Raw genomic sequence first — 23,478 nt, 5'->3', positions numbered from 1 at the left:
TCCGTTACACAGCGGTGGTGCGTATCGCTGCGATCAATATGTGGTTGCGGAGCGCTTGCTTATGAAACAGGGCCTAGCGTGGAGTCATGCACCACCACGCCCATGCCTCGCATCCACGACACGCACCGCACGACCCTGCCCACGACGAATCGATGGCAGAGGTGCTCGACCTCGACGCCGAGATGCATCGGCCCTACTTCGAGTCGTTGCTCGACCGGGTCGCCGGACAGCTCGCGCGGGAACCACGCGTCATCGTCGACATCGGCGCGGGGACGGGCACGGGCACACTCGCCCTGGCCCGCCGGTTCCGCCACGCCCAGCTCGTGGCTCTCGACCGATCTGCCGGAATGCTCGGCCGGATCCGGAAGACCGCTGAGCACAACGGGTTCGATGATCGGATCCGAACCGTCGAGGTGGACCTCGAGGCAGGGCTGCCGGCGGTGGGTGCGATCGATCTGGGCTGGGCGGCGCTGTCCCTGCATCACATCGAGGATCCCGACGCGATACTCCGGCAACTGTTCGACTCGATGGAATCGGCCGGAGTGGTGGTGATCACCGAGATGGAATCGCAGCCACGCTTCCTGCCCGACGACATCGGTATCGGTGCACCGGGACTCGAAGCGAGATGCCACGAGGCCGTAGCGTCCCGAGGGTGGAACAGGTGGCCCGACTGGAGCGAGAATCTGCGTCGCGCCGGTTTCGAGATGATCGAGATCCGCCGCGACGAACTCGATGTCGACGTCGATGCCACCGTGCGTCGATACGCTCACGCGGTACTGAGCCGGATGCGCACCGCACTCGAACATGTCCTGTCCCCCGAGGATCTCGACACGCTCGACCAGCTCACCGGCCACGGTCCCGACTCGGTACTGCACCGAACGGATCTGGTGGTCCGTACATCCCGAACCGTGTGGATCGCACGGGCAACGAAGGAGAAGAACCGATGAACACCCAGGAGAATCCCGCGAAAGAGGACTACGACGTCGTCGTGATCGGCGGTGGCTCGGCCGGACTGAGCGCTGCCACCGCGCTGGCACGCTCGCGCCGCTCGGTGCTCGTCGTCGACGCCGGCGAACCACGCAACGCCCCCGCCGCGGCCGCACACAACGTGCTCGGGCACGAAGGCATCGCGCCGACCGAGCTCTTGGCGCTCGGACGAAAGGAAGCCGCCGGATACGGCGCCGAGATCCTGTCCGGGCGTGCCGAATCCGCTCGCCGTACCGAAACAGGATTCGAGATCGGTCTCGCCGGAGGCAAAGCCGTGCACGCACGCCGACTGATCCTTGCGACGGGACTGGCCGACGAGCTGCCCGACCTCCCCGGAGTGCGCGAACTGTGGGGCACGTCCGTCCTGCACTGCCCCTACTGCCACGGCTGGGAAGTCCGGGACCGGCGCATCGGCGTGATCGCGTCGGGTCCGATGAGCGTGCACCAAACCCTGTTGTTCCGTCAGCTCAGCGACGACGTCACGTTCTTCACCCACTCGGCACCTCCCTTGGAGGCCGAGGCCCGCGAACAACTCGAGGCGCGCGACGTTCGGATCGTCGACGGGGCGATCGCGGAACTCCGCGCCGAGGGCGACGCGGTCCGTGCCGTGGTTCTCGAGGACGGCACCGAGTTCGACGTCGACGCCGTGGTGGTCGCACCGCGTTTCGTGGCTCGCGCCGAACTGTACGAGCAGCTCGGCGGGGCGGTCACCGATCATCCTGTGGGCACCTTCATCGAGACGGACCCGACGGGGAAGACCGCTCTGCCCGGCGTGTGGGCGGCAGGCAACTCGGCCGACCTCTCGGCGGTGGTCGTGGTCGCGGCAGGCACCGGCGTGATGACAGGCGCCGCCGTGAACGCCGATCTGATCGCGGAAGAAACTGCTGCGGCGGTGGAGGAACGAGCCGCCCGTCAGGATGTGCGGCTCTAACATCGATGCATGACGTCGACGCCCCCCACCCCGGGTGATCTCCCCGCGATCGGAAAGCCTGCGACTCGCGCTCTGCTCGCCGAAGGAATCGGCACACTCGACGATGTCGCACGGCATTCGCGACGGGAACTGGCGGCGTTGCACGGGGTGGGGCCGAAGGCGCTCCGTATCCTCGAGGAAGCACTCGCCGAACGGGGACTCATCTTTGCCGAACAGCCCTGCCCGGCATACGAGACGGCCGGGTGAGCACAGGCTCACCCGGCCGAGGCGTGATCTGCGTCGGCACGGGTCGCACGCGAGGCCTCCCGCTGCGCTGTTCGACATGATCGTGCGGTCCGGATCCACCGGGGTGCGTCGTGATCAGGCGGGAGGGACAGGTGTCGGAAGGTGGTACGGACAGGACGCCGCGTCGGCGCGCGGGTAGGTGGATCCTGATGGTTCTCGTCGTGGTGATCGTCGTCGGGGCGGCGGCGTTCGTCCTGACCCCCGTGCCGGGAGCGCTGGTGGTGCGGAAGGTGTTCGAACGCGACGCACGAGAGCTGACGGCGAAGCTCGCGGTGGAGGCGCCGGAGACGGACCTCGTGGCAGATCTCCGGTATCGGGGGGACGACCCCGACGCCTTCCTCGACGTGTACACGCCGCCGGGCACCACCGAAGCGCTGCCGACGATCGTGTGGACCCACGGCGGCGCATGGTTGTCGGGCGACCGCACCAACTACGCCGGCTACTACCGGCGTCTGGCCGGCGCGGGGTTCACCGTCGTGTCGGTCGGCTACTCGCCGGCACCCGGCCACCGCTATCCGACGCCGGTGCGGCAACTCGTCGACGCCCAGAGCTATCTGCTCGAGCACGCCGGCGAACTGCACATCGACACCGACCGGATCGTGCTCGCCGGTGATTCGGCCGGGGCGCAACTGTCCGCCCAGATCGCCGCGGCGATCACCGACACCGACTACGCCGAGGCTCTCGGTGTCGACCCGGCCTTCACCCCGGACCAGGTCCGCGGCGTGGTGCTCAATTGCGGCATCTACGACGTGTCCGCACTCGGCGGGGGCGGCGGGCTGATCGGATGGGGTGTCGAACAGGCGATGTGGGCCTACACCGGTGCTCGCGACTTCGCCTCGTCGGATGCGGCGCGGCAGATGTCGGTCCTGGACTCGGTCACCGAGAATTTCCCCGCCACCTACATCTCGGGTGGCAACGCCGATCCGCTCACCGCCACCCAGTCCGGGCCGCTGTCACGGCGGCTCACCGGGCTGGGTGTACAGGTGGATGCGTTGTTCTATCCGGACGACCACACACCGGAACTGGGACACGAGTACCAGTTCGATCTGTCCACGCCGGACGCTCGCGCTGCCCTCGAGCGGACGATCGACTTCGTCCGCAAGGTCACGACCTAGCGCGCGGGGATCTCGGCGACGACACGTTCGGCGAGCGGACGCGAGGAAGCCGGGTTCTGGCCCGTGTACAGGACGCGGTCGACCACGACGTACGGTTCCCACGCACCTGCGGACGAGAAGACGGCACCGGCCTCCTGGAGGCGGTCCTGCAGCAGCCAGGGCGCCTTGTCGGCCAACCCGGCCTGGACCTCCTCGATGTTCGTGAAGGACGTCAACCGGTAACCCTCGAACAACCAGCGGCCACCGGAGCCGTGGGCGGGCAGCAGGGCGGCGGGGGCGTGGCACACCATCGCCACCACCTTGTCGGCCTCGACGAAGTGCCGGACGAGTTCACCGAACCGCTCGTCGACGGCGAGATCCTCCATCGGAGCGTGGCCGCCGGGTACGAACAGCAGATCGAAGTCCTCGGCACGCTGATCCTCGAGCACTGCCGCACCGGCCAGCACCGGTTGCAGCTTCTCGAGCGATGCCTTCAGGTCGGCCACGCGGTCCTCTCCGCCGGCGGCGTCGGGTTCGAGGCTGGCCTGGTCCACGACCGGCGTGCGACCGCCGGGGGTGGCGACGGTGATGTCGTATCCGGCCTCGTCGAAGACGGTGTACGGCTCGACGAGCTCCTCCGCCCAGAATCCGGTGGGGTGGCGGGTGCCGTCCTGCAAGGTCCAATGATCGGCGGCACTGACGACGAACAGGATACGAGTCATTGTGGTTCCTTTCGGGAGAACGTAGAGGTCGCGTACCCGCTGCCGGCAGCGCCGACACAGGGCAGGGGGAACGGTCGCGGGATCCGCGAGTGAGACGACGATCGCCGGGCCCTCGAGGGACCCGGCGATCGTGTGACGGAACTGGAGAGGCGGCGGATCAGACGCCGACCACCTCCTGCGCGATCGCGGCCAGACGGGTCTGGGCCGCGGAGACCACGCCGTGTCGTGCCTTGTGTGCTTCCTCGTAGGCGACGATCGCCCGGATGTCCGCGGGCTCGGTCAATTCCTTGACCGCCGCCACGGCCTTCGGGACGGTGAGATCGTCGTAATTGCGGATCGGCAGTTCCTCCTCGGTGAGGACACCGGAGGCGGTGCGTGCCTTGTGCAGGGCGTCGGCGGCGCCGTCGGCACCTTCGCGCCGACTCACCCGTTCGGCCGTCTCGAGGGCGGCATCCCGCGAGGCGCCGATGGTCTTGGCTGCCACATCACCGGCATGCGCGCCGCGGGAGAGCAGCGACTCGATGCGGGGCCGCGTCGAACGGGCGACGTCGATCGCACGATCGATCCCGCGCGTCGACCAGGTGACCGGCGTGTTGACCAGGCGGACTGCCGCACCGGCCGCGGCCTGCAGCGGTGTACGACGCAGGGCGGCGGGACCGCCGAGCGCTTCCTCCGCGATGACGGTGGTCAGCCACTCGACCGTGGCCGTGTGAGCGGTGATCAGGCGGTCCGCCAGCGAGACGATCGACTTGTGACCGCCCGCCGTGGCCAGGGCCTTCACGTAGCGCGCCCGATCGAGGAGTTGATGTTCGAGGGCGAGGTCCGACAACAGCGCTTCGTCGAACGGCTGCGCCTGTTCGGTGAGGGTCTTCACCATGATGGCGGCGCGACCGAGGAACGGTCCGACCACATCGGGAAGTCCGCCCAGATCGCGGATGGCTTCTTCGATCGCCACCGCACGGATGCGGCAGTTCTCGGCGTTCTCGGTCAGCTCCTTACGTACCGCTTCGGTCCGGGCCTGCGCGACACGCGTTTCGGCGACCTGGGTTTCTGCATGGGTCAGTTCGTGGAGTGTGCGCAACTGGGTGAGCAACGCGGGAGTTCGGTTCTCTGTCATCGTGCGTTCGCCTCCTTCGCACTGGAAGAGTCGGTGATCTACCGACGAATTCACATCGATCGGAAAATGATGTGACAACTGTCGGCTACCCGGGCCCCGGAGCTGTTAACGTCGATGTGATTCACAACACACTCCATGGTCGGGTTCGGTGCTGTAATGACCACTCGGCGCACGCGAGTCACTTCGGTCCCGGTTTGGACCGGTTACTCACGGGGAAACTTCGGAGCACACCTTGACGTGAGATTTCGAGGCCGGAACGAGGCGCGGTCCGCCTGATACTCCAGGCGACCGGCGACCGTGAGGCGGCCGCAAGCAGCACGAGGAAAGCGGGGACGACACGATGACCACGGCAGCACCCGTCATGTCACCGGACGTGATCAGCGCTCCGGCGACGGCCGTTCCGTCACGATCGGTCGATACTCCCGCGCCGAAGATCGATGCCTCCGTGGAGGAAGTGAAGGCTCCGGCGGAGGAGATGCCGGCTCTGCTCGAGCACCCGATCGCGGGTCTGCTGATGTTCGTCGTCCTCGCCGTCTGTGGATTCGCAGCCGCCGCGGTGGTCGCGGGATCCTTGGCGGCCGGACTCGCTCTGGCGGGTGTCGTCGGAGGAGCTGCGGCGACTCTCGTCGCTGTTCTCTGACGTGGCAGAACGACACCGGTAGGCCCGTTTCGTCCAGATCCGGGTGGGAGGATATCGTCTCCGGTCATGTCCAAGGAATTCGTTTTCACGTCCACGCTCGACCACAGCGTCGAACGCGTCCACGGCGCTTTGACCAGCGAGGACTTCTGGAACAGCCGGTTGGCTGCGAGTCAGACCGGCGCGGGGCAGCTCGAGGTCGACTCCCGCCCCGGCACCTTCCGCGCGAAGGTCTCCGACCAGATGGACACCTCGGCTCTGCCCGCGATCGTCCGGGGCGTGGTGCGAGGACCTCTGATCATCGAGCGCACCGACGAGTGGGGCGGACTCGAGGGCGGTACCGCGCAGGGAACCCTCGCCGGCAGCACGTCGGGGCTGCCGATCACGATCGCGGCCCGTTCGGAGCTGCGCGGCACCGCGGCCGGCGGCACCGAGATCGAGGTGCGGGGCGAGGCCGCCGTCAAGGTTCCCGTCGTCGGCGGGCAGATCGAAGGCCTGATCGTCCAGCTCGTGGAGAGCATCGTCCAGAACGATCGGACCGATCTCGACAAGTGGCTCGCCGAGAACTGACCCGGGGAGTCCCCTGATCGGGCCGGCTCCCGATCGACGGGCAACCACTTCCTTCCGATGCCGCCGCACCTTTCGTCGAGGTGCGGCGGCATCGTCGTTCGCGGGATCGGCCGGCGACACGCCGGGCCGGGTCCGCGGTGCGGAGTGTGACCCGGGACACCATCAGATCATGTCGATGCCGTGGCACGAGGACGGCGGCTACGCGTGGGAACGCCGCGAGGCCGGATACACCTGGGATCAGATCGGCAGCGAACTCGGTTGCCCTGCCCATGTCGCACAGAATCTGGGGGAGCGGTACCACGCCGACGTCACCGCCGAGACGGCCGAGAACCAGTTGTCGCTGTTCGACCTGTCGACGGAGACGTGATCCTCTCCCGGCGAGGTTCGCCCCGCCTGTAGCCCGTCCGCCGCCCGCCGCGCCCGCGACCTGCGGCGCCGTCGCCTGTCCGGACGGTGTGATAAGCCGTACCGGACGGGAACGAGCGACGACGAGGGAGATCGACGCGTGCTGATACTGCACCGTGCCGAGCGCACCGGCATCCTTGCGGACGCGCTGGCCGAGGTGCTCGCGAAACCCCTCGACGACCCGTTCGCGAGAGAGGTCGTCGCGGTGCCCGCGCGCGGTGTCGAAAGGTGGCTCACCCAGCGGTTGTCGGGCACGCTCGGTTCCTCCGACGGCGACGGGGTGGCCGCGAACATCGATTTCCCGTCCCCGCCCCGCCTCGTCGACGAAGCACTCGCTGCCGCCTCCGGCATCGCCGCCGCCGACGACCCGTGGCACCCCTCCCGCATGCTGTGGTCGCTGCTCGGCGTGATCGACGAGTGTGTCGACGAAGCGTGGTGCGCCACTTTGGCGCGCCATCTCGGTCACGGCGCGGACGACCATCGGTCCGGGCGCCGGTACGCCACGGCCGCGCATCTCGCCCGCCTGATGCGCAGCTACGGACTCCAGCGCCCCGGGATGATCGCCCGGTGGGCGGCCGGGGAGGATGTCGACGGCACGGGTGCCCCGCTCGACGATCATCTCCGGTGGCAGGCGGAGTTGTGGCGACGTCTGCGCGCGCGCATCGGCGTCGACAGCCCGTCGCAGCGACTCGACGAACTGTGCGGCCGGTTGCGGGACGACCCGGGCGTCGTCGATCTGCCGGAGCGGCTCTCGATCTTCGGTCCCACCCGGCTCGACACCGTCCTCGTCGACGTGTTGTCCGCGCTCGGGCATCACCGCGACGTGCACATCTGGTTGCCGCACCCGAGTCCGGCGATGTGGGACGGGTCCGTCCGGCGCCCGGCGTCGATGCGCCGCGCCGACGATCACAGTGCCCTCGGGGTGCAGCATCCGTTGCTCGCCGCGCTGGGCCGCGACGTGCGCGAACTCCAAAGCCGGCTCTCCGGCCTCGACTGCACCGACCTCCTGCACGCTTCGCCCCCTCCGCCGGTGACTCTCCTCGGTCGGTTGCAGGCCGATCTCCGGGACGACCGGACTCCCGTGCACGGATCGGCCGAACCCGACGGAACCGTGATGATCCATGCATGCCACGGCCCCACCCGGCAGGTCGAAGTTCTCCGCGAGTGCCTGTTGCATCTGTTCCGCGACGACCCCACTCTCGAACCGCGCGACGTCATCGTCATGTGCCCCGATGTCGAGACGTACGCCCCACTCGTCCACGCGGCCTTCGGCGCCGGGGTGGGGGAGCATCCCGGTCACACGCTGCGGGTCCGCCTCGCCGATCGCGGTCTGCGCCGGACAGACCCGGTGCTGTCGGTGGTCTCCGGACTCCTCGCGCTCGCCGACGGCCGGGTCACCGCCAGCGAGATTCTCGACCTCGCCGCCTCGGCTCCGGTGCGCCGGAAGTTCGGATTCGACGACGATCGACTCGAGCGCCTGCAGGAGTGGACCACCGAGGCCGGTGCCCGCTGGGGCCTCGGGCCGTGGCAGCGCAAGAGCTTCGGTCTCGGCGATTTCATGCAGAACACCTTCGGTGCGGCACTGGATCGCATCCTGCTCGGTGTCGCCGCCGACGGCACGGACGGGGAGTGGCTGTCGCTGTCGTTGCCCCTCGACGACGTCGACAGCAACGACATCGACCTCGCCGGACGGTTCGCCGAGTTCATCGACCGGTTGACGGTGGTTCTGCTCCGGTTGCGCGGACCGCACCCCGCGGCGCGGTGGGCGGACGAACTCGGTTACGGCATCGACCTTCTCACCGATGTCCCCGCGGCCGACGCATGGCAGCTCACGCGCGCGCGTCGCGAGATCGGCGAGGCCGTCGAGCATGCCGGCGACACGCAGTTGTCCCTGAGCGATGTCCGGTCCATGCTCGCCTCCCGGCTCGCGGGGCGCCCGACGCGCTCGAACTTCCGGACGGGCGAACTCACGGTGTGCACCATGGTGCCGATGCGCTCGGTGCCGCATCGCGTCGTGGTGCTCCTCGGTCTCGACGACGACGTCTTCCCGCGCTCGGCGCACATCGACGGCGACGATGTCCTGACCCAGAATCCCTGTGTGGGAGAACGCGATCCGCGCAGCGAGGATCGGCAGCTACTCCTCGACGCACTGATGGCAGCGGAGGAGCGGGTGTTGCTGTTCCACACCGGTGCCGACGCCGTCACCGGAGCACTGCGCCCGCCGGCGATTCCGCTCACGGAGGTGCGCGACGTGGTGGCGACGATGACCGGCGTCGAGGTCGACGACGACCGGATCGTGCGGCGTCATCCGTTGCAGCCGTTCGATCCGCGCAACTTCCGTGCCGACGACCCGTTCGGCTTCGGTGTCACCGCACTGGCGGGAGCGCGTGCCGGACAGGGCGGTTCGGAGGTGCGAGACCGATCGGGTGCGCTGCTCCTCGACGATCTTCCGGCCCCGGCGCGCACCGATGTCGATCTCGACGAGCTCGTCGCCTTCCTGACACATCCCACCCAGGGATTCCTCCGGCAGCGGCTCGGCTTGCGGATTCCCGACACCGACGAGGGCATCGCCGACGCGCTCGACGTCGAACTCGACGGTCTCGCGCAGTGGCAGCTGGGCGACCGCATGCTCGAAGCGCGGTTGGCGGGCATGTCCGCGGGGGCCTTCCAGGACGCGGAGTGGCGTCGCGGCACGCTGCCGCCCTTCGCGCTCGGCCGGAAGACCCTCGACGCGGTGAGCGACAACGTCGAACGTCTCGTGCACGCCTGTGCCGGGGTGCACACCGGTCGGGCCCGCACCGTCGACATCCGTGTGGATCTCGGCGACGGGCGTCGGCTCACCGGCACGGTGGGCGGTGTTCACGACGAGGTACTCGCCCGCAGTACGTACTCCAAGCTGTCGCCGAAACATCGCCTGGAAGCGTGGATCCGATTGCTCGCCGTCGTCGCATCGGGCCATCCCGGGCACTGGCGCGCGGTGACCACCGGACGCAGCCGGTCGCGGTCGTATCCGGCCTGGCGCTCGACCCTCCGTGCCCCGGACGACGCCGTCGAGGTGCTCACCGCACTGGTCGATCTGCGCGACCGCGGACTGTGCCGGCCGCTGCCGCTGGTGACGGGCACCTCGGCCGAGTACGCCGAGCGCCGCCACCGCGGCGATTCCGTGGAGATGGCGCTGTCGGCGGCCTCGAAGTCGTTCGGCGGCGCGTTCGGCGACAGGAAGGACCGGCACGTGAGGTATCTGTACGGGCCCGACGTGACGATAGGGCAGCTCACCGCCGAGGCCCCGGCCGGTGCCGAGGCCGGCTGGTTCGACGACCCGACCCGTTTCGGTGTGCTCGCCCGGCGGTTGTGGGAGCCTCTGCTCGCCTCCGAGAACCAGGGGCGCCCGTGAGAGAAGGACACAGCGTGCCCGACAGTGCCATCACCGATCCGCGAGCGGTGGGCGGTCCGCCGCCGGAAGGTTTCGATCTGCTCGGGCCGCTCCCGAGCGGTACGACCGTGCTCGAGGCCAGTGCGGGAACAGGCAAGACGTACGCCATCGTGGGGCTCGCCACCCGGTTCGTCGCCGAAGGGCACGCCCGTTTGTCCGACCTGCTGCTCGTCACGTTCAGCCGGGCCGCCACGCAGGAACTCCGCGAACGCACGCGGAACCGGTTCGCGCAGGTCGCCACGGCTCTCGCCGATCCCGGCAGTGCGCGGCTCAGCAGCGACGTGCTCGTCCGTCACCTCGCGAGCGAGGACGTCGACGCGCGGCGGGCCCGACTGCGACAGGCATTGTCCGACTTCGATTCCGGCACCATCTCCACCACGCACGGCTTCTGCCGCCGCATGCTCGACGAGCTCGGGATCGCCGGGGAGCGCGAACCCGACGTGACGGTCGTGGAGGACGTCGACGACCTGCGGGTGGACGTCGTTGCCGATCTCTACCTGCAGCGCTACGGCCGGGGGCAGGCTCCCATCACCTACGCCGAGGCGGCAGTCGCCGCGAAGGAGGCGATCTTCGATCCGCAGGCCGAGCTCGCCCCGAGCGACGCCGACGGCACCGCGGCCGGCGAACGCGTCGAGTTCGCGCATGCTGTCCGGAAAGAGGTCGAACGACGCAAGCGACGGCTGGGTCTGCGCGACTTCGACGACCAGCTGTCCTTGCTCCACGCGGTCCTCGGCGATCCCGAGCACGGCGACGCCGCCTGCCGGCGGATGCGTACGCGTTTCTCCGTCGTCCTCGTCGACGAGTTCCAGGACACCGACCCGAAGCAGTGGGAGATCCTGCGCCGGGCGTTCCACGGGCACAGCACACTCGTGCTCGTCGGCGACCCGAAGCAGGCCATCTACGCGTTCCGCGGTGCGGAAGTGCTCAGCTATCTCGACGCGGTCTCCGAATCCGACACCTACTGCGAGCTGACCACCAACTGGCGCAGCGACGGCGATCTGGTCCGGGCGCTCGAACATGTCCATCTCGGCGCCGCGCTCGGTGATCCCCGCATCGTGGTGAACCCGGTGAAAGCCGCTGCGGCCGAGTCCCGGCTCTCGGGCATCGCGCCCCTGCGGGTACGTCATCTGCCTCGCGCCGGCGCCGGTCCGCTCAACGACTGGGGTTTCCCTCAGAACCTCGACGGCCTCCGCGGGCGGGTCGCCCGCGACGTCGCGGCCGACATCGTGCGCCTGCTCGACGACGAGAACGTCACCGTCGACCTCGGTGCCGGGCCGAAACGCGTGCAACCCGGCCACATCGCCGTCCTGGTGCGCAAGCACAAGCAGGTGGCGCTGGTCCACGACGCGCTGACGAAGGCGAACGTGCCGTGCGTGGTCGCCGGTGGCACGAGTGTGTTCGCCACACCGTCCGCGCAGCACTGGTTGTGGGTGCTCTACGCGCTCGAACAGCCCCACCGCGCCGACCGGGTCCGACTCGCGGCGCTCACCCCGCTGCTCGGCCGCACGATGGCCGACATCGATTCGGAGGGCGAAGCGCTGGTCGTGGAGGTCGGCGGACTGCTCCGCGAACTGAACGACGTCTACGCCCGCTCCGGTTTCGCCGCCGTCTTCGAACGGCTCGCGTCCTTCGGTTCGGTGGAAGCCCGCCTTCTCGACGAACCGTCCGGGGAACGCACCCTCACCGACATCCGTCACGTCGCACAGCTGCTCGAGGACGTCGCCTCTGCGCAGTCGCTGGGTCCGGCCGCCCTCACCCGCTGGCTCGAGGATCGCATCAACGATCCCGACCGCGGTGGGGCCGACCGGATCCGACGCCTCGACAGCGACGCCGCGGCGGTCCAGATCCTCACCGTGCACGGCAGCAAGGGACTCGAGTTCCCCGTCGTCCACGTCCCGTACGGGTGGGATGCCGCGAAGAACCCCGAACCCGACAAGCTGCTGCTGCACGAGAACGGGCGCCGCATCCTCGATGTGGGCGGCAAGAGCGGACCCGGCTACGTCGCGCGGCGCCGCCTGCACGAACTCGAGGAGGCCGGGGAGGAACTGCGCCTGCTGTACGTGGCGGTGACGCGTGCGCAGTGTGCGCTGACCCTCTGGTGGGCACCGTCCACCCCCACCTCTCGGTCGCCGCTGCACCGGTTGCTGTTCGCTCGCGAGCCCGGTTCGGCGGAGATCGCCGCGGAAGGCCGGATCGGCCACGACGAGGCCATGGCCGAGGAGTTCGACAGGTGGGCCGCGCGCGCCGATGGGGTCATCGCCGCCGAAGCGGTGGGGCCGCATCCGATTCCGGTGCTGCGCTGGACCCGCCCCCGCGTGGAGACCGGACCGCTCGCCGCCGCCCGCTTCGATCGGGTCGTCGACGAAAGTTGGCGCCGGACTTCCTATTCGGCGCTCACCGCCTCGGTGCACGATGCGCCCGGGATGGGTAGCGAAGTCGAAGAGCCGGTGACGACCGACGAGCCGGGTGAGCCTCCATTGAGCGCCGAACCGGGGGGCGCAGGCATTCCGTCGCCGATGAACGGCCTGCCCGGCGGCACGGTGTTCGGCACGTTGGTGCACGCGGTCCTCGAAGTCGTCGACACTTCGGCCGCCGATCTCGAGGCCGAACTGCTCGACTGCTGCCGCGAGACGGTGCGCCGCCAGATGTCGCCGATCGATCCCGCGCAGCTCGCGGCGGCGTTGCTCCCGGTGATGCGCACCCCGCTCGGGCCGCTCGGCCGGACCCTCGCCGACTTCGCCCCGTCCGACCGGCTCTCCGAACTCGACTTCGAGTTGCCGCTGACGGGAGGCGAGCGCTCGCTGCCCGTCACCGTCACCCTCGATGCGGTCGGCGGACTGTTGCGGCGGCACCTGCCCGCCGACGATCCGATGGCGGCCTACGCCGATCCGGTGCGCGCCCTCGAACCCGTGCCGCTGCGGGGTTATCTCAACGGCAGCATCGACGCCGTACTGCGTACCGAGGGGCCGCGATTCGTCGTCGTCGACTACAAGACCAACCGGCTCGCGCCCGTCGGCGAGCTGACCACCGCCCACTACACCCGCGAGGCGATGGCGGCGGAGATGCTCCGTGCCCACTATCCGATGCAGGCCTTGCTCTATTCGGTTGCCCTGCACCGTTATCTGCGGTGGCGGATGCACAACTACGATCCGCACGTCCACCTCGGTGGCGTGCAGTATCTGTTCGTCCGCGGCATGGCCGGACCGGACAGCCCACCCGGCAGTGGGGTGTTCGACTGGCATCCGCCGGCCGATCTCGTCACCGACCTGTCCGACCTTCTCGCCGGAAAGGCCGTGATCTCGTGATCGAGTCCATGACCGACGTTCGGATCGCCCAGCGCGGCAAGGGTGTTCTGCGGCAGTTCAACGAGGTGGGCGCACTCTCCGCCGCCGACGTGCACGTCGCTCTGCGACTCGCGACGCTCGGCGGCGAGGACGACCCGCACGTGCATCTCGCCACCGCACTGGCGGTGCGTGCCGTCCGGTCCGGATCGGTGTGCCTCGACCTCACCCGGCTCCGCGAGGTCACCGTCGAGGAGGACGAGGACGGACACCCCGTCGTCGATCCCGCGAGCCTGCCGTGGCCCCGCGACGAGGACGTGCTCGCGGCGTTGCGGCGTAGTCCCCTCGTGGTCGGCGGCGAGCGCGGGCCGCTGCGTCCGCTGCGCCTCGTCGACACCGCGGAAGGCCCGCTGCTCTATCTCGACCGGTATTTCCGGCAGGAACAGACGATCCGCCGGGTACTCGCCGAGCGCACGGCGACCTTCCCCGACCTCGACGAAGAGCGGATCGCGGCCACGCTCGACGAGTTGTTCCATCACCCCGACGATCCCGCCAGGCCCGCACCGGCACCCGACCGTCAGCGCGTCGCGGCGGCGCTCGCGGTCACCCGGCCGACCACGGTGATCGCCGGCGGACCTGGCACCGGCAAGACCCACACGGTCGCACGGATCCTCGCGCTGCTCACCCGTCTGTACGGGCACGACCTTCGTATCGGTCTCGCTGCTCCCACCGGAAAGGCCGCCGCGCGCTTGCAGGAGTCGGTGCGCGAGCAGGAGGCGGAACTGGGTCTGCCGTCGAATCTCACGGCCATGACCGTGCACCGGATGCTCGGCTGGCAGCGCGGACGTACGCGCTTCCGTTACCACACGGGCAACCATCTGCCGTACGACGTGATCGTCGTCGACGAGACGTCGATGGTGTCGCTGACGATGATGTGCCGTGTGCTCGAGGCGGTGCGGCCCGACACCCGGCTGGTGCTGGTGGGCGACCCCGATCAGCTCGCGTCCGTCGACGCGGGTGCGGTGCTGGCCGACCTGGTGGCCCGGCCCGTGACGGGCACACTCGACCCGGTCTTCGAGCGGATCGTCATCCGCGATCTGGTGGCGGAGGGGGATCCTGCCGAAGAAAAGGGCTTCTCGGACAAGGAGCGCGACCGGTTGCGTGGCGGCGTCGTGCGCCTCAGCCGGGGACGCCGGTTCGGTGGTGCGATCGCGGATCTGGCGGTGGCCGTCCGCAAAGGGAACGGCGACGAGGTGCTCGACATCCTGCGCAGCGGCGACCCGCACGTCTCGTTCGTTCCTCCCCACGACCTCGACGCTCTGCGCGACGACATCGTCCGGTCCGCGGAGGAGGTCACCAAGGCCGCGGAGACGGGCGAGGTGAAGACGGCGCTGACACGGTTCGAGGAGCACCGGTTGCTGTGCGCGCACCGCGACGGTCCGGCCGGTGTGCAGTGGTGGGCGCGGCAGGCCGCCGAGTGGATCGGCGAGGCTGCGGGACAGCATCTCGACCCCGAGGGGTGGTATCCCGGCAGGCCCCTGCTCGTCACCGCCAACGACCACGACATGCAGATCTACAACGGCGACACCGGCGTGGTGGTGCGGCGCGGCGACGAACTCGTGGCGGCATTCGCGCGCGGCGAGACGCCGTTCGAACTGCGCCCGAGCCAGTTACCCGCGGTGAGCACCGTCTACGCGATGACGATCCACCGCAGCCAGGGCAGTCAGTACGGCACTGTGTCGGTGGTGTTGCCCGATTCCGGATCGGCGCTGCTCACTCGCGAACTGCTGTACACCGCCATCACGCGGGCGCGGTCGCACGTGCGGATCATCGGGACCGAGGACGCGGTACGCGCGGGTGTGGCCCGGCAGGTGCTCCGAGCGAGTGGGCTGCGGCGGGCGATCGACGTGTAGCCGATCGTCAGCGGTCGTCGGCGTCGGCACCGGACCGGGTGAGCACGAGACCGGTCCCGCCGATCCCGATGAGGCTGATCGCCAACGCCACGGACGGCCAGCCCTCGGTCTGCCAGTACACGTCTTCGAGGGTGATGAGCAGGGCTGCTTCGTCGACGATCAGGGCGAGGGCCACACCGAGGGCGAGACCCATCCAGGTCCGCGTCTTCGGCGACCGGTCGACCATGCCGTAGATCGCCACGCCGGCGAGCAGCAGGATGCCCCACAGGTAGTGGTGGAGGTGTACCCCGCCGGTGCTGATGTCGCCGAAACCCCTCGTGTCGATCTGAATGAGCCAGGTCACGAGGCGGGCACCGCCGAAGGTCACCGTGAAGGCCAGCCAGGCAAGGACGATCCCGCGGCGCGACGGATCTATCTGACTCCATCGCCGCGGAATCGAGATACGGGATCGGGTACCGTCCGATTCGTTAGATTTGCTCACTATTCCTGTCTACACCGCACGGCTTCGCGAGTCCGTCTCCACCACCGGACCGGACGTGGCATGCTCGAATCGGCGCGCACGACAGAGGACGAACGAGCCGAGCGATGGACTGGCTGGACGCGGACGGGTACACGATCGGGAGGCTGCTGGTCACCCGCGGACTCGCGGCGTTGTACGCCGTCGCCTTCCTCGCGGCGCTCCTGCAGTTCCGGGCGCTGATCGGGGAGCGCGGCATCCTTCCCGCCCCGCGCTTCCTCGCTCTCACGTCGTTCCGGCAGTCGCCGAGCCTGTTCCACTGGAGATACTCCGACGGGCTGTTCACCGCCGTCGCCGTGGTCGGTTTCGGGCTGGCCGTGGTGACGGTGCTCGGTGTCACCGAGCAGTTACCGCTCGTGGTCTCCATGCTCGTGTGGTTCGTGATGTGGCTGCTGTACCTGTCGATCGTCAACGTGGGGCAGGTCTGGTACTCCTTCGGATGGGAGTCGCTGCTGCTCGAGGCCGGGGTGCTCGCGATCTTCCTCGGCAATGCCGATACCGCGCCGCCGCTGCTCGTGTTGATCCTGCTGCGCTGGTTGCTGTTCCGGCTCGAATTCGGTGCCGGACTCATCAAGATGCGCGGCGACCGGTGCTGGCGCGACCTGACGTGCCTGTACTACCACCACGAAACCCAGCCGATGCCCGGCCCGTTCAGCCGGTACTTCCACCTTCTTCCGCGGCCGCTGCACAGGGCGGAGGTGGCAGGCAACCACGTCACCCAGCTCGTCGTGCCGTTCGGGTTGTTCCTGCCGCAACCGGTCGCCGGGATCGCCGCGCTGATCATGATCGTGACGCAGCTGTGGCTCGTGATCAGCGGCAACTTCGCGTGGCTCAACTGGATCACCATCGTCGTCGCGCTGTCGGCGGTGCCCGACAGCTTCTACGGGATACCGGTCGACGCGACGACGATCTACGGCCCGACCCCCATCGCATACACCGTCGCCGTGGTGGCGCTGACCGTGCTGGTCGCGGGGCTCAGCTACTGGCCGGTGGCGAACATGATGTCGCGTCGGCAGGCGATGAACGCCTCGTTCAACAAGTGGCACTTCGTGAACACCTACGGCGCTTTCGGCACCGTCACCCGCACCCGGCGCGAGGTGATCGTCGAAGGCACATCCGATGCGGTCGTGACGCCGGCGACGGAATGGCGCGAGTACGAGTTCAAGGGCAAGCCGGGTGATGTGCGGCGGCGCCCGCGCCAGTACGCGCCGTATCACCTGCGTCTGGACTGGCTGATGTGGTTCGCGGGAATCTCCCGCGACTACGCGGCGGGCTGGTTCCCGAGGTTCGCCGGGAAACTGCTCGAGAACGATCCCGCCACCGTGAAACTGCTCCGGCACAATCCGTTTCCGGACGAGCCGCCCCGGCTGGTGCGAGCACGCCTGTTCCGCTACCGCTTCGCGACGCGCGCGGAACGACGGGCGACGGGGCAGTGGTGGATGCGGGAGGAGATCGGCGACTTCATGATGCCGATGGCCCGGCACGACCTGCCCTGACCACGGCCCTCGCGATCACCAGACCTCGCCGCCGATGTCCGACACGGTGAATCCGTGCTCCTCCGTCTCGCAGGTGACACCCGTCTTCTCGTCGACGACGCAGGTGAACGGATCGACTGTGAGGGTGCGGCCGTAGGGCAGTGTCTTCGGGGCGCCACCGAACTCCGTGAACGAGATCTCGCCGATGCCGACCCACTCGCCGGGGCCGTCCGCCGCGAGCATCAGGGCGTTGGCGGGCACCAGCATGTCCGGCGCACCACTGCCGGGGACCCGGGGCGCACTCGCCGGCATATCGCCCTGGCAGCCCGCGAGTGGGCTGGTGTGGACGAGGATGGCACACCCGAACCTGCCGCTCTCCGAGGTGAAGTAGTACACGCCGTCGGACGTGGCGGCGTAGTCGTCGGGATCGGCCGGCTTCGGCGCAGGGGTGGTCGTCGTCGACGGTGCCGACGACGTGGCAGTGGCGCGTGGTGCCCCGGTGGGTGTTTCGGACGCGATGGCTTCACCCTCGATGCTCCGCGAACAGCCCACCACGACGAGTGCCGCACCTGCGACGGCGACGAAGCTGACGAAGCGCGCCCGGCCACTGATCATGCGGGGCAGCATAACCGGCATCGAGATCGACGCAAGTTTCGTTCCTTCTGCTCGCCCACAGAGATCCTTGCGTCGCCGGGTCAGTCGCCCACCCGCTCTCCGGTCTCGGTGTGGAACAGGTGTACCGTACCTTCGCGCTTGCGCAGGTGCACGGTGTCGGCGAGACGGGCGGGGGTGCGGACCAGAGCACGCGCGACCACCTGGTTTCCGGTTCCCGGGACCCGCGTGTACAAGTACGACTCGCTGCCGAGTTCCTCGACGAGCTCGACGACGGCTTCGACGCCCTCGTCGGCGATCTCGAAGTCTTCCGGCCGGATTCCGGCGGTGACCTCCTCGATGCCCGCTGAGTGCAGTCGCGCGATGCGTGCGCGTTCGACGGGAATGACGGTGTTACCCACGACGACACCGTCGTCGACGACCTTCGCCGTGAGCAGATTCATCGACGGGGAGCCGATGAACCCGGCGACGAAGGCGTTGGCGGGGCGGTCGTAGAGTTCGGTCGGGCTCGAGAACTGCTGCAGCACTCCGTTCTTCAGGACCGCGACGCGATCGCCCATGGTCATCGCCTCCACCTGATCGTGAGTGACGTACACGGTGGTGGTGCCGAGACGGCGCTGCAGTGCCGCGATCTCGGTGCGGGTCTGCACGCGCAGTTTCGCATCGAGGTTCGACAGTGGCTCGTCCATGCAGAACACCTGAGGCTCACGCACGATCGCGCGTCCCATCGCCACGCGCTGACGCTGACCACCTGACAGCTTGGCCGGCTTGCGGTCGAGGAAAGGGGTGAGGTCCAGGATCTTCGCTGCCTCCTCGACCTTGCGGCGACGTTCGTCCGCGCTCACCCCGCGCATCTTCAGGGCGAATCCCATGTTCTCGGCGACCGTCTTGTTGGGATACAGGGCGTAGTTCTGGAAGACCATCGCGATGTCGCGGTCCTTCGACGGCACGCCGGTCATGTCCTTGCCACCGATGGAGATCGACCCCTCGTCGATGTCCTCGAGTCCCGCGAGCATGCGCAGCGCGGTGCTCTTGCCGGAGCCGGACGGCCCGACGAGGACCACGAACTCGCCGTCCTCGATGTCGAGGTTCAGCGAATCGACCGCGAAGGTGTCGGAGTTCTCGTAGATGCACGAGGCGTTGCGGTAGGTGATGTCGGCCATGAGGGAAGTCCTTGCTGGTAGCGGGAATCGGGTCTACTTGATGGCGCCGAACGACAATCCGCGCACGAGCTTGTTCTGGGCGAGCCAGCCCGCGAGCACGACGGGCAGGGCCGCCATCGTCGCGGCCGCGGACAGCCGTGCCCAGTACAGCCCCTCACCGGTGATGAAGCCGACGAGGAAGACCGGGATCGTCTGTGCCTGAACGGCGGTGAGGTTGACGGCGAAGAAGAACTCGTTCCACGAGAAGATCACGCAGATCAGGGCGGTGGCGGCGATGCCGGGGGAGACCAGGGGCAGGATCAGCTCCCGCACCGATGTCCACAGGCTCGCTCCGTCCATGCTCGCCGCCTCGAGCAGCTCACCCGGGACCTCGAGGAAGAACGATCGCATCATCCACACCGCGATCGGCAGGTTCATCGCGGTGTAGAGGATGATCAGCGCCCAGATATTGTCGAGAAGGCCGATATTCGCGACGATCACGTACAGCGGGATGATCGCGGCGACGATGGGCAGCATCTTCGTGCTGATGAAGAAGAACAGCACGTCCTGGGTCTTCTTCACCGGTCGCAGCGACAGCGCGAAGGCCGCCGGCACACCGAGCAGGAGGACCAGGGCCGTCGAGACGACGGTGGCGAACGCCGAGTTGAGCAGGGCCGTGCCGACTCCCGTCTCGAACACCGCCCGGAACTGGTCGAGAGTGGGGGTGAAGAAGAGTTTCGGTGGGTCGGAGTAGGCGTCGGCCTCCTGTTTGAAGGCGGTGAGCACCATCCAGAAGACCGGGAAGAAGAATCCGATGGCGGCGATCCACGCGACCACACCCCACGGATTCATCTTGCGGTTCTTGCGTTTCCGGGCCGTGCGCATGGCACGGCCGGTAGGCGCCGTGGTGTCCGAAGCCTGTGGCTCCGTGGCCGTGGTGCTCATGCCGCTTCCTCCTTGCCGGTGAACGAGGTGAAGATCAGGCGCAGTGCGAAGGTGGCGATGACGATCGTGCCGACGACGACCACGACACCCATCGCCGCGGCCTGGCCGATATCGAAGCCGAGGAACGCGCGCTGGTAGATGTAGAACGGGAGGTTGGCGCTGGCCGTGCCGGGGCCGCCCTGCGTCATCATGTAGATGGCGTCGAACGTGTTGACCAGGTAGATCGCGCCGAGAACGGTGCCGAGTTCGATGAACCGGCGCAGGTGCGGCAGCGTCAGTTCGCGGAACAGGGAGAACGCCCCGGCGCCGTCCACCCGCCCGGCCTCGAGGATGTCGCGGGGCATGGACTGCAGGCCGGCGAGGATGAGCAGCATCATGAACGGCGTCCACTGCCACACGAGTGCGACCATCACCGCCGGCAGCGGGAACCGGCTGATCCAGTCCACCTCGCCCACCCCGAAGGGTGAGAGCACGAAGTCGACAATGCCGAAGACGGGATCGAACATCGACGTCTTCCAGATCAGCGCGCTCGCCACCGGCGTGACGAGGAACGGGGTGATCAACAACGTCCGCGCGATACCGCGCCCGAGGAACGCCCGGTCGAGCAGCAACGCGAGCAGCAGACCGAGGATCACCGAAATGAGGACGGTGCCGACGATGAGGATGACGGTGTTGAGGGTGACCTGCCAGAACTGGCTGTCCTGGAAGACATCGACGTAGTTCTGGAGTCCGACGAACCGGCGAGAGCCGGGACTGACGAGGTTCCACGACTGGGTCGAGTAGTACAACGTGAACAGGAACGGGATCTGCGTGACCACGATCGTGAAGATCAGGGCCGGGAGCAGGGGTCCGCGTCGGCGCCATCCCTCGGCTCGGGAGACGCCCTCTTCCTTCGCCTCCCGTACGGCGCGGATTCGGTCGTCGGCGTCCGGTGCGGGACGCTGCGCTGCAGGTGCGGTCATTGCTTCTCCCGGTAGGTTGCGCCGACGGCCTCGGCGTACTTCTGTGCCTGGTCGAGAGCTTCCTCGACGGTCTGCCGTCCGGCGATGGCGGCGCTGATCTGCTGGCTGACCCGGGTACCGAGGTCCTGGAACTCGGGGATGGCCACGAATTGGATGCCCGTGTACGGGACGGGGTCGACCGTGGGGTTCTGCTGGTCGGCTCCCTCGATGGATTCGAGGGTGATCGGACCGTAGGCCGCGGCGGCCTCGGCGTATTCGGGGATCTCGTAGGTCGAGAGCCTGCTGCCCGGAGGTACGCGCTCCCAGCCGAGTTGCTCACCGACGGTGCGCAGGTACTGCTGGTCGGTCATCCACGAGATGAACTTCCAGGCATCCTCGGTGTGCTCGCTGCTCGCCGGGATACCGAGCGACCACGTGTACAGCCAGCCGGAGGGGTCCTTCTCCCGGACCGGTGCGGCCGCGTACCCGATCTTCCCGACGACATTGCTCGACGCGGGATCCTCGAGGGTCGAGACGGCCGAGGTGGAGTCGTACCACATGGCGACCCGCCCCTGCGCGAGTTGTGTTGCGCACTCGCTGAACCCGCTCGTCGCAGCACCGGGCTGGCCGTGCTCGCGGACGAGATCGACGTAGAACTGCACCGCTTCACGTACCTCGGGGCTGTTCAGCTGTGCATTCCAGTCCTCGTCGAACCACCGTCCGCCGAAGGTGTTGATGACGGTGTCGAGCGGAGCGAGCAGCTCGCCCCAACCCGGCTTGCCGCGCAGGCAGATCCCGTTGATGTCGGGGCTGTCGAGTCGTGCTGCGGCGTCGGCGACCTCGTTCCAGGTCGGCGGATCGGACAGCGTGATACCGGCCTGCTCGAACAGATCCTTGCGGTACATCAGGAACGACGATTCGCCGTAGAAGGGGACCGAGTACAGGTCGCCTTCGTACGAGAGTGCTTCACGCAGCGACGGGATGATGTCGTCGGCGTCGTAGCCGTCGGTCCGCTCGATGTACGGCGACAGGTTCGTGAGCCAGCCGTACTCCGCCCACTGGGGCGTCTCGTAGTTGCTGATCATCACGACGTCGAACTCGCCGCCGCCCATCGCCGTGGATGCGGTGATCTTGGCACGGGCCTGGTTCTCGGAGAGGGTGACGAACTTCAGGTCGATATCGGGATTCTCGGCCTCGAACTGCGACGCGAGTTGCTGTGCGTCCTGCATCTGGGAGTTCGACACCATCGCGATGGTGACGGTGCGGCCGGACGTACCGATCGATCCTGCACCGGCACAACCGGTCAGTGCAACGCTCAGGGCCACGGCCCCTGCCGAGGCCGCGCGGATGGCTCTTCTTGCTGTAGGCACGATGGTCTACCTCATTTCGGTGGTGCCTCGCCCTTCGTGGTGCCGTTCTCGAGGGTGTGGTCGGGATGGTCGAGCAGGTACTGGGCGCAGGCGATGTCGCAGACGAGCATGGTGGCGAGACCGCCGCGGAGAGCACCGAGCACCGCACGGTGCTTGGACTGCCCGCCGGTGACGAGAATTGTTGCGGGGCAGTCGCGGACGTCGTCGAGGGGCACCGACATCGTGCGGGTCTCCAGTTCGCCGTGCACGGGGGTGCCGTCGGCACGGAAGAACCGGCCGCCGATCTCCCCGACCGCGCCGAGACCGTCGAGCTCGTGGAGCATCGTGGTGTCGAGGAAGCTGCCCTCGAACAGGGTGGTCGAGGTCGACACCGCGCCCACACCGAAGATCATCACCTCGGCGCGGCGGCCGACCTCGAGGGTGCGGGAGATCAGCGAGTCGGCGCGCATCGAGGAGACCGTGGACGGATCGGCGTACAACGGGGTGGGAAGCCGGAGGGGTTGCGCCCGAAGCTGTTCGGCGCAGCGGCCGAGGACGAACTCGGTGCCGGTCTGGTAGGCGCTCGTGGAGATGGAGCCGTCGAGCTGCACGATCGTCGCGCAGGTGGCGACGCCCGCCGGGAGAGCCTGTGCCACGGCGACGGTCTCCGGCCCCCAGGTGAATCCTAGGGTGTCGGACGGGCGGAGGCGGCGGGTGAGCAGGCCGGCGGCGGCGCGCCCCAGGCCGGCGAAGCTCGCGGAGTCCTCGATGGGGCCGGCGTCGTCGACGCGGCGCCCCACCACGACGGCCTCGACGAGTCCGTAGCGCTCCTCGAGTATCCGTTCGGTCTCGGCGTGCAGATCGTCGCGCCAGGTGGGCGGCACGGTGACTTCGATGCGCACGAGGCCCTGGGCGCGGGCGCGCGCCACGAGCCGGCCGGCGGTGGAGCGGGAGACGCCGAGGCGCTGGGCCACTTCCGCCTGGGTGAGGCCGTCGAGGTAGTAGAGCGTCGCGGCCCGCACGGCGAGACGGAGATCCTCGGTGGATACCGGGATCTCCGCGTCCGGGTTGTGGGTGGGGCCGGGGGCGGTCACGAGCTCTCCTCGGTGCGAGCGGATCTCT

General features: G+C 68.5%; 20 protein-coding genes. 11 read left to right on the top strand and 9 right to left on the bottom strand.

From position 1 onward, the window contains the following. The first annotated feature begins 86 nt into the window (after positions 1–86). The 4 genes from EQ874_RS18605 (at position 87) to EQ874_RS18590 (ending at position 3,318) form a co-directional block, all read left to right on the top strand. Positions 87–947, top strand: coding sequence for a class I SAM-dependent methyltransferase (locus EQ874_RS18605; protein WP_242496804.1), 861 nt, complete (start codon positions 87–89; stop codon positions 945–947). Further along, complete coding sequence (locus tag EQ874_RS18600) at positions 944–1,918, top strand: NAD(P)/FAD-dependent oxidoreductase (protein WP_129977699.1); 975 nt, start codon at positions 944–946, stop codon at positions 1,916–1,918. The genes EQ874_RS18605 and EQ874_RS18600 overlap by 4 nt, the downstream gene beginning before the upstream one ends. A 9-nt stretch (positions 1,919–1,927) precedes the next feature. Then, the gene (locus tag EQ874_RS18595) at positions 1,928–2,164 is read left to right on the top strand and encodes a helix-hairpin-helix domain-containing protein (RefSeq protein ID WP_129977698.1); all 237 of its coding nucleotides are present in this window, start codon (positions 1,928–1,930) and stop codon (positions 2,162–2,164) included. 131 nt (positions 2,165–2,295) lie between these two features. Then, the gene (locus tag EQ874_RS18590) at positions 2,296–3,318 is read left to right on the top strand and encodes an alpha/beta hydrolase (RefSeq protein ID WP_129977697.1); all 1,023 of its coding nucleotides are present in this window, start codon (positions 2,296–2,298) and stop codon (positions 3,316–3,318) included. On the opposite strand, the gene EQ874_RS18585 is transcribed toward EQ874_RS18590, so the two are convergent. Together EQ874_RS18585 and EQ874_RS18580 are read right to left on the bottom strand one after the other, a co-directional pair. Continuing rightward, on the bottom strand, positions 3,315–4,019 hold the full coding sequence (locus tag EQ874_RS18585) for a type 1 glutamine amidotransferase domain-containing protein (RefSeq protein ID WP_129977696.1): 705 nt from the start codon (positions 4,017–4,019) through the stop codon (positions 3,315–3,317). The two genes, EQ874_RS18590 and EQ874_RS18585, sit on opposite strands and share 4 nt — an antisense overlap. 157 nt (positions 4,020–4,176) lie before the next feature. Continuing rightward, positions 4,177–5,136, bottom strand: coding sequence for a hypothetical protein (locus EQ874_RS18580; RefSeq protein WP_064062291.1), 960 nt, complete (start codon positions 5,134–5,136; stop codon positions 4,177–4,179). A 340-nt stretch (positions 5,137–5,476) separates the two neighbouring features. Between EQ874_RS18580 and EQ874_RS18575 the strand changes: the two genes are divergently transcribed. The 6 genes from EQ874_RS18575 to recD all read left to right on the top strand — a co-directional run bounded on the left by EQ874_RS18575 (position 5,477) and on the right by recD (position 15,375). Next, complete coding sequence (locus EQ874_RS18575) at positions 5,477–5,776, top strand: hypothetical protein (RefSeq protein WP_129977695.1); 300 nt, start codon at positions 5,477–5,479, stop codon at positions 5,774–5,776. A 66-nt stretch (positions 5,777–5,842) separates the two neighbouring features. Next, positions 5,843–6,343, top strand: a complete 501-nt coding sequence (locus EQ874_RS18570) for a DUF2505 domain-containing protein (RefSeq protein ID WP_129977694.1) — start codon at positions 5,843–5,845, stop codon at positions 6,341–6,343. A 169-nt stretch (positions 6,344–6,512) separates the two neighbouring features. Next, complete coding sequence (locus tag EQ874_RS18565) at positions 6,513–6,710, top strand: hypothetical protein (protein ID WP_064062237.1); 198 nt, start codon at positions 6,513–6,515, stop codon at positions 6,708–6,710. A 138-nt stretch (positions 6,711–6,848) separates the two neighbouring features. Beyond that, positions 6,849–10,142: an exodeoxyribonuclease V subunit gamma gene (gene recC / locus EQ874_RS18560; protein ID WP_129977693.1), complete on the top strand. Its 3,294-nt coding sequence runs from the start codon at positions 6,849–6,851 to the stop codon at positions 10,140–10,142. Positions 10,143–10,156: 14 nt separating this feature from the next. After that, positions 10,157–13,486 carry a UvrD-helicase domain-containing protein gene (locus EQ874_RS18555; protein ID WP_129977692.1) on the top strand — a complete coding sequence of 1,110 codons (3,330 nt, stop codon included), beginning with the start codon at positions 10,157–10,159 and terminating at the stop codon, positions 13,484–13,486. Positions 13,487–13,494: 8 nt separating this feature from the next. After that, positions 13,495–15,375 (top strand): exodeoxyribonuclease V subunit alpha, encoded by a 1,881-nt coding sequence (gene recD / locus EQ874_RS18550; RefSeq protein WP_064062292.1) that lies wholly within the window; start codon positions 13,495–13,497, stop codon positions 15,373–15,375. A gap of 7 nt (positions 15,376–15,382) precedes the next feature. On the opposite strand, the gene EQ874_RS18545 is transcribed toward recD, so the two are convergent. After that, a complete protein-coding gene (locus tag EQ874_RS18545; RefSeq protein WP_172506087.1) occupies positions 15,383–15,856 on the bottom strand; it encodes a hypothetical protein in 474 nt (157 codons plus the stop codon). Between the two features lie 104 nt (positions 15,857–15,960). Between EQ874_RS18545 and EQ874_RS18540 the strand changes: the two genes are divergently transcribed. Beyond that, positions 15,961–17,388: a lipase maturation factor family protein gene (locus tag EQ874_RS18540; RefSeq protein WP_129977691.1), complete on the top strand. Its 1,428-nt coding sequence runs from the start codon at positions 15,961–15,963 to the stop codon at positions 17,386–17,388. A 15-nt stretch (positions 17,389–17,403) separates the two neighbouring features. Here the strand turns inward: EQ874_RS18540 and EQ874_RS18535 are convergent, their stop codons facing one another. The 6 genes from EQ874_RS18535 to EQ874_RS18510 form a co-directional block, all read right to left on the bottom strand. Then, positions 17,404–17,982, bottom strand: coding sequence for a hypothetical protein (locus EQ874_RS18535; protein WP_242496803.1), 579 nt, complete (start codon positions 17,980–17,982; stop codon positions 17,404–17,406). Positions 17,983–18,062: 80 nt separating this feature from the next. Continuing rightward, on the bottom strand, positions 18,063–19,142 hold the full coding sequence (gene ugpC, locus EQ874_RS18530) for a sn-glycerol-3-phosphate ABC transporter ATP-binding protein UgpC (RefSeq protein ID WP_064062243.1): 1,080 nt from the start codon (positions 19,140–19,142) through the stop codon (positions 18,063–18,065). Positions 19,143–19,175: 33 nt separating this feature from the next. After that, the gene (locus EQ874_RS18525; RefSeq protein ID WP_129977690.1) at positions 19,176–20,066 is read right to left on the bottom strand and encodes a carbohydrate ABC transporter permease; all 891 of its coding nucleotides are present in this window, start codon (positions 20,064–20,066) and stop codon (positions 19,176–19,178) included. After that, positions 20,063–21,028, bottom strand: a complete 966-nt coding sequence (locus EQ874_RS18520; RefSeq protein WP_129977689.1) for a sugar ABC transporter permease — start codon at positions 21,026–21,028, stop codon at positions 20,063–20,065. Before EQ874_RS18520 ends, EQ874_RS18525 begins: the two co-directional genes overlap by 4 nt. Beyond that, complete coding sequence (locus EQ874_RS18515) at positions 21,025–22,332, bottom strand: sugar ABC transporter substrate-binding protein (RefSeq protein ID WP_207213584.1); 1,308 nt, start codon at positions 22,330–22,332, stop codon at positions 21,025–21,027. Before EQ874_RS18515 ends, EQ874_RS18520 begins: the two co-directional genes overlap by 4 nt. A 56-nt stretch (positions 22,333–22,388) precedes the next feature. Next, on the bottom strand, positions 22,389–23,450 hold the full coding sequence (locus EQ874_RS18510) for a sugar-binding domain-containing protein (protein ID WP_129977688.1): 1,062 nt from the start codon (positions 23,448–23,450) through the stop codon (positions 22,389–22,391). Between the last annotated feature and the right edge of the window lie 28 nt (positions 23,451–23,478).

Source organism: Rhodococcus sp. Q1 (genome assembly GCF_004153645.1).
GTDB lineage: Bacteria > Actinomycetota > Actinomycetes > Mycobacteriales > Mycobacteriaceae > Rhodococcus > Rhodococcus gordoniae.
This window is presented reverse-complemented; position numbering and strand designations above follow the sequence as displayed.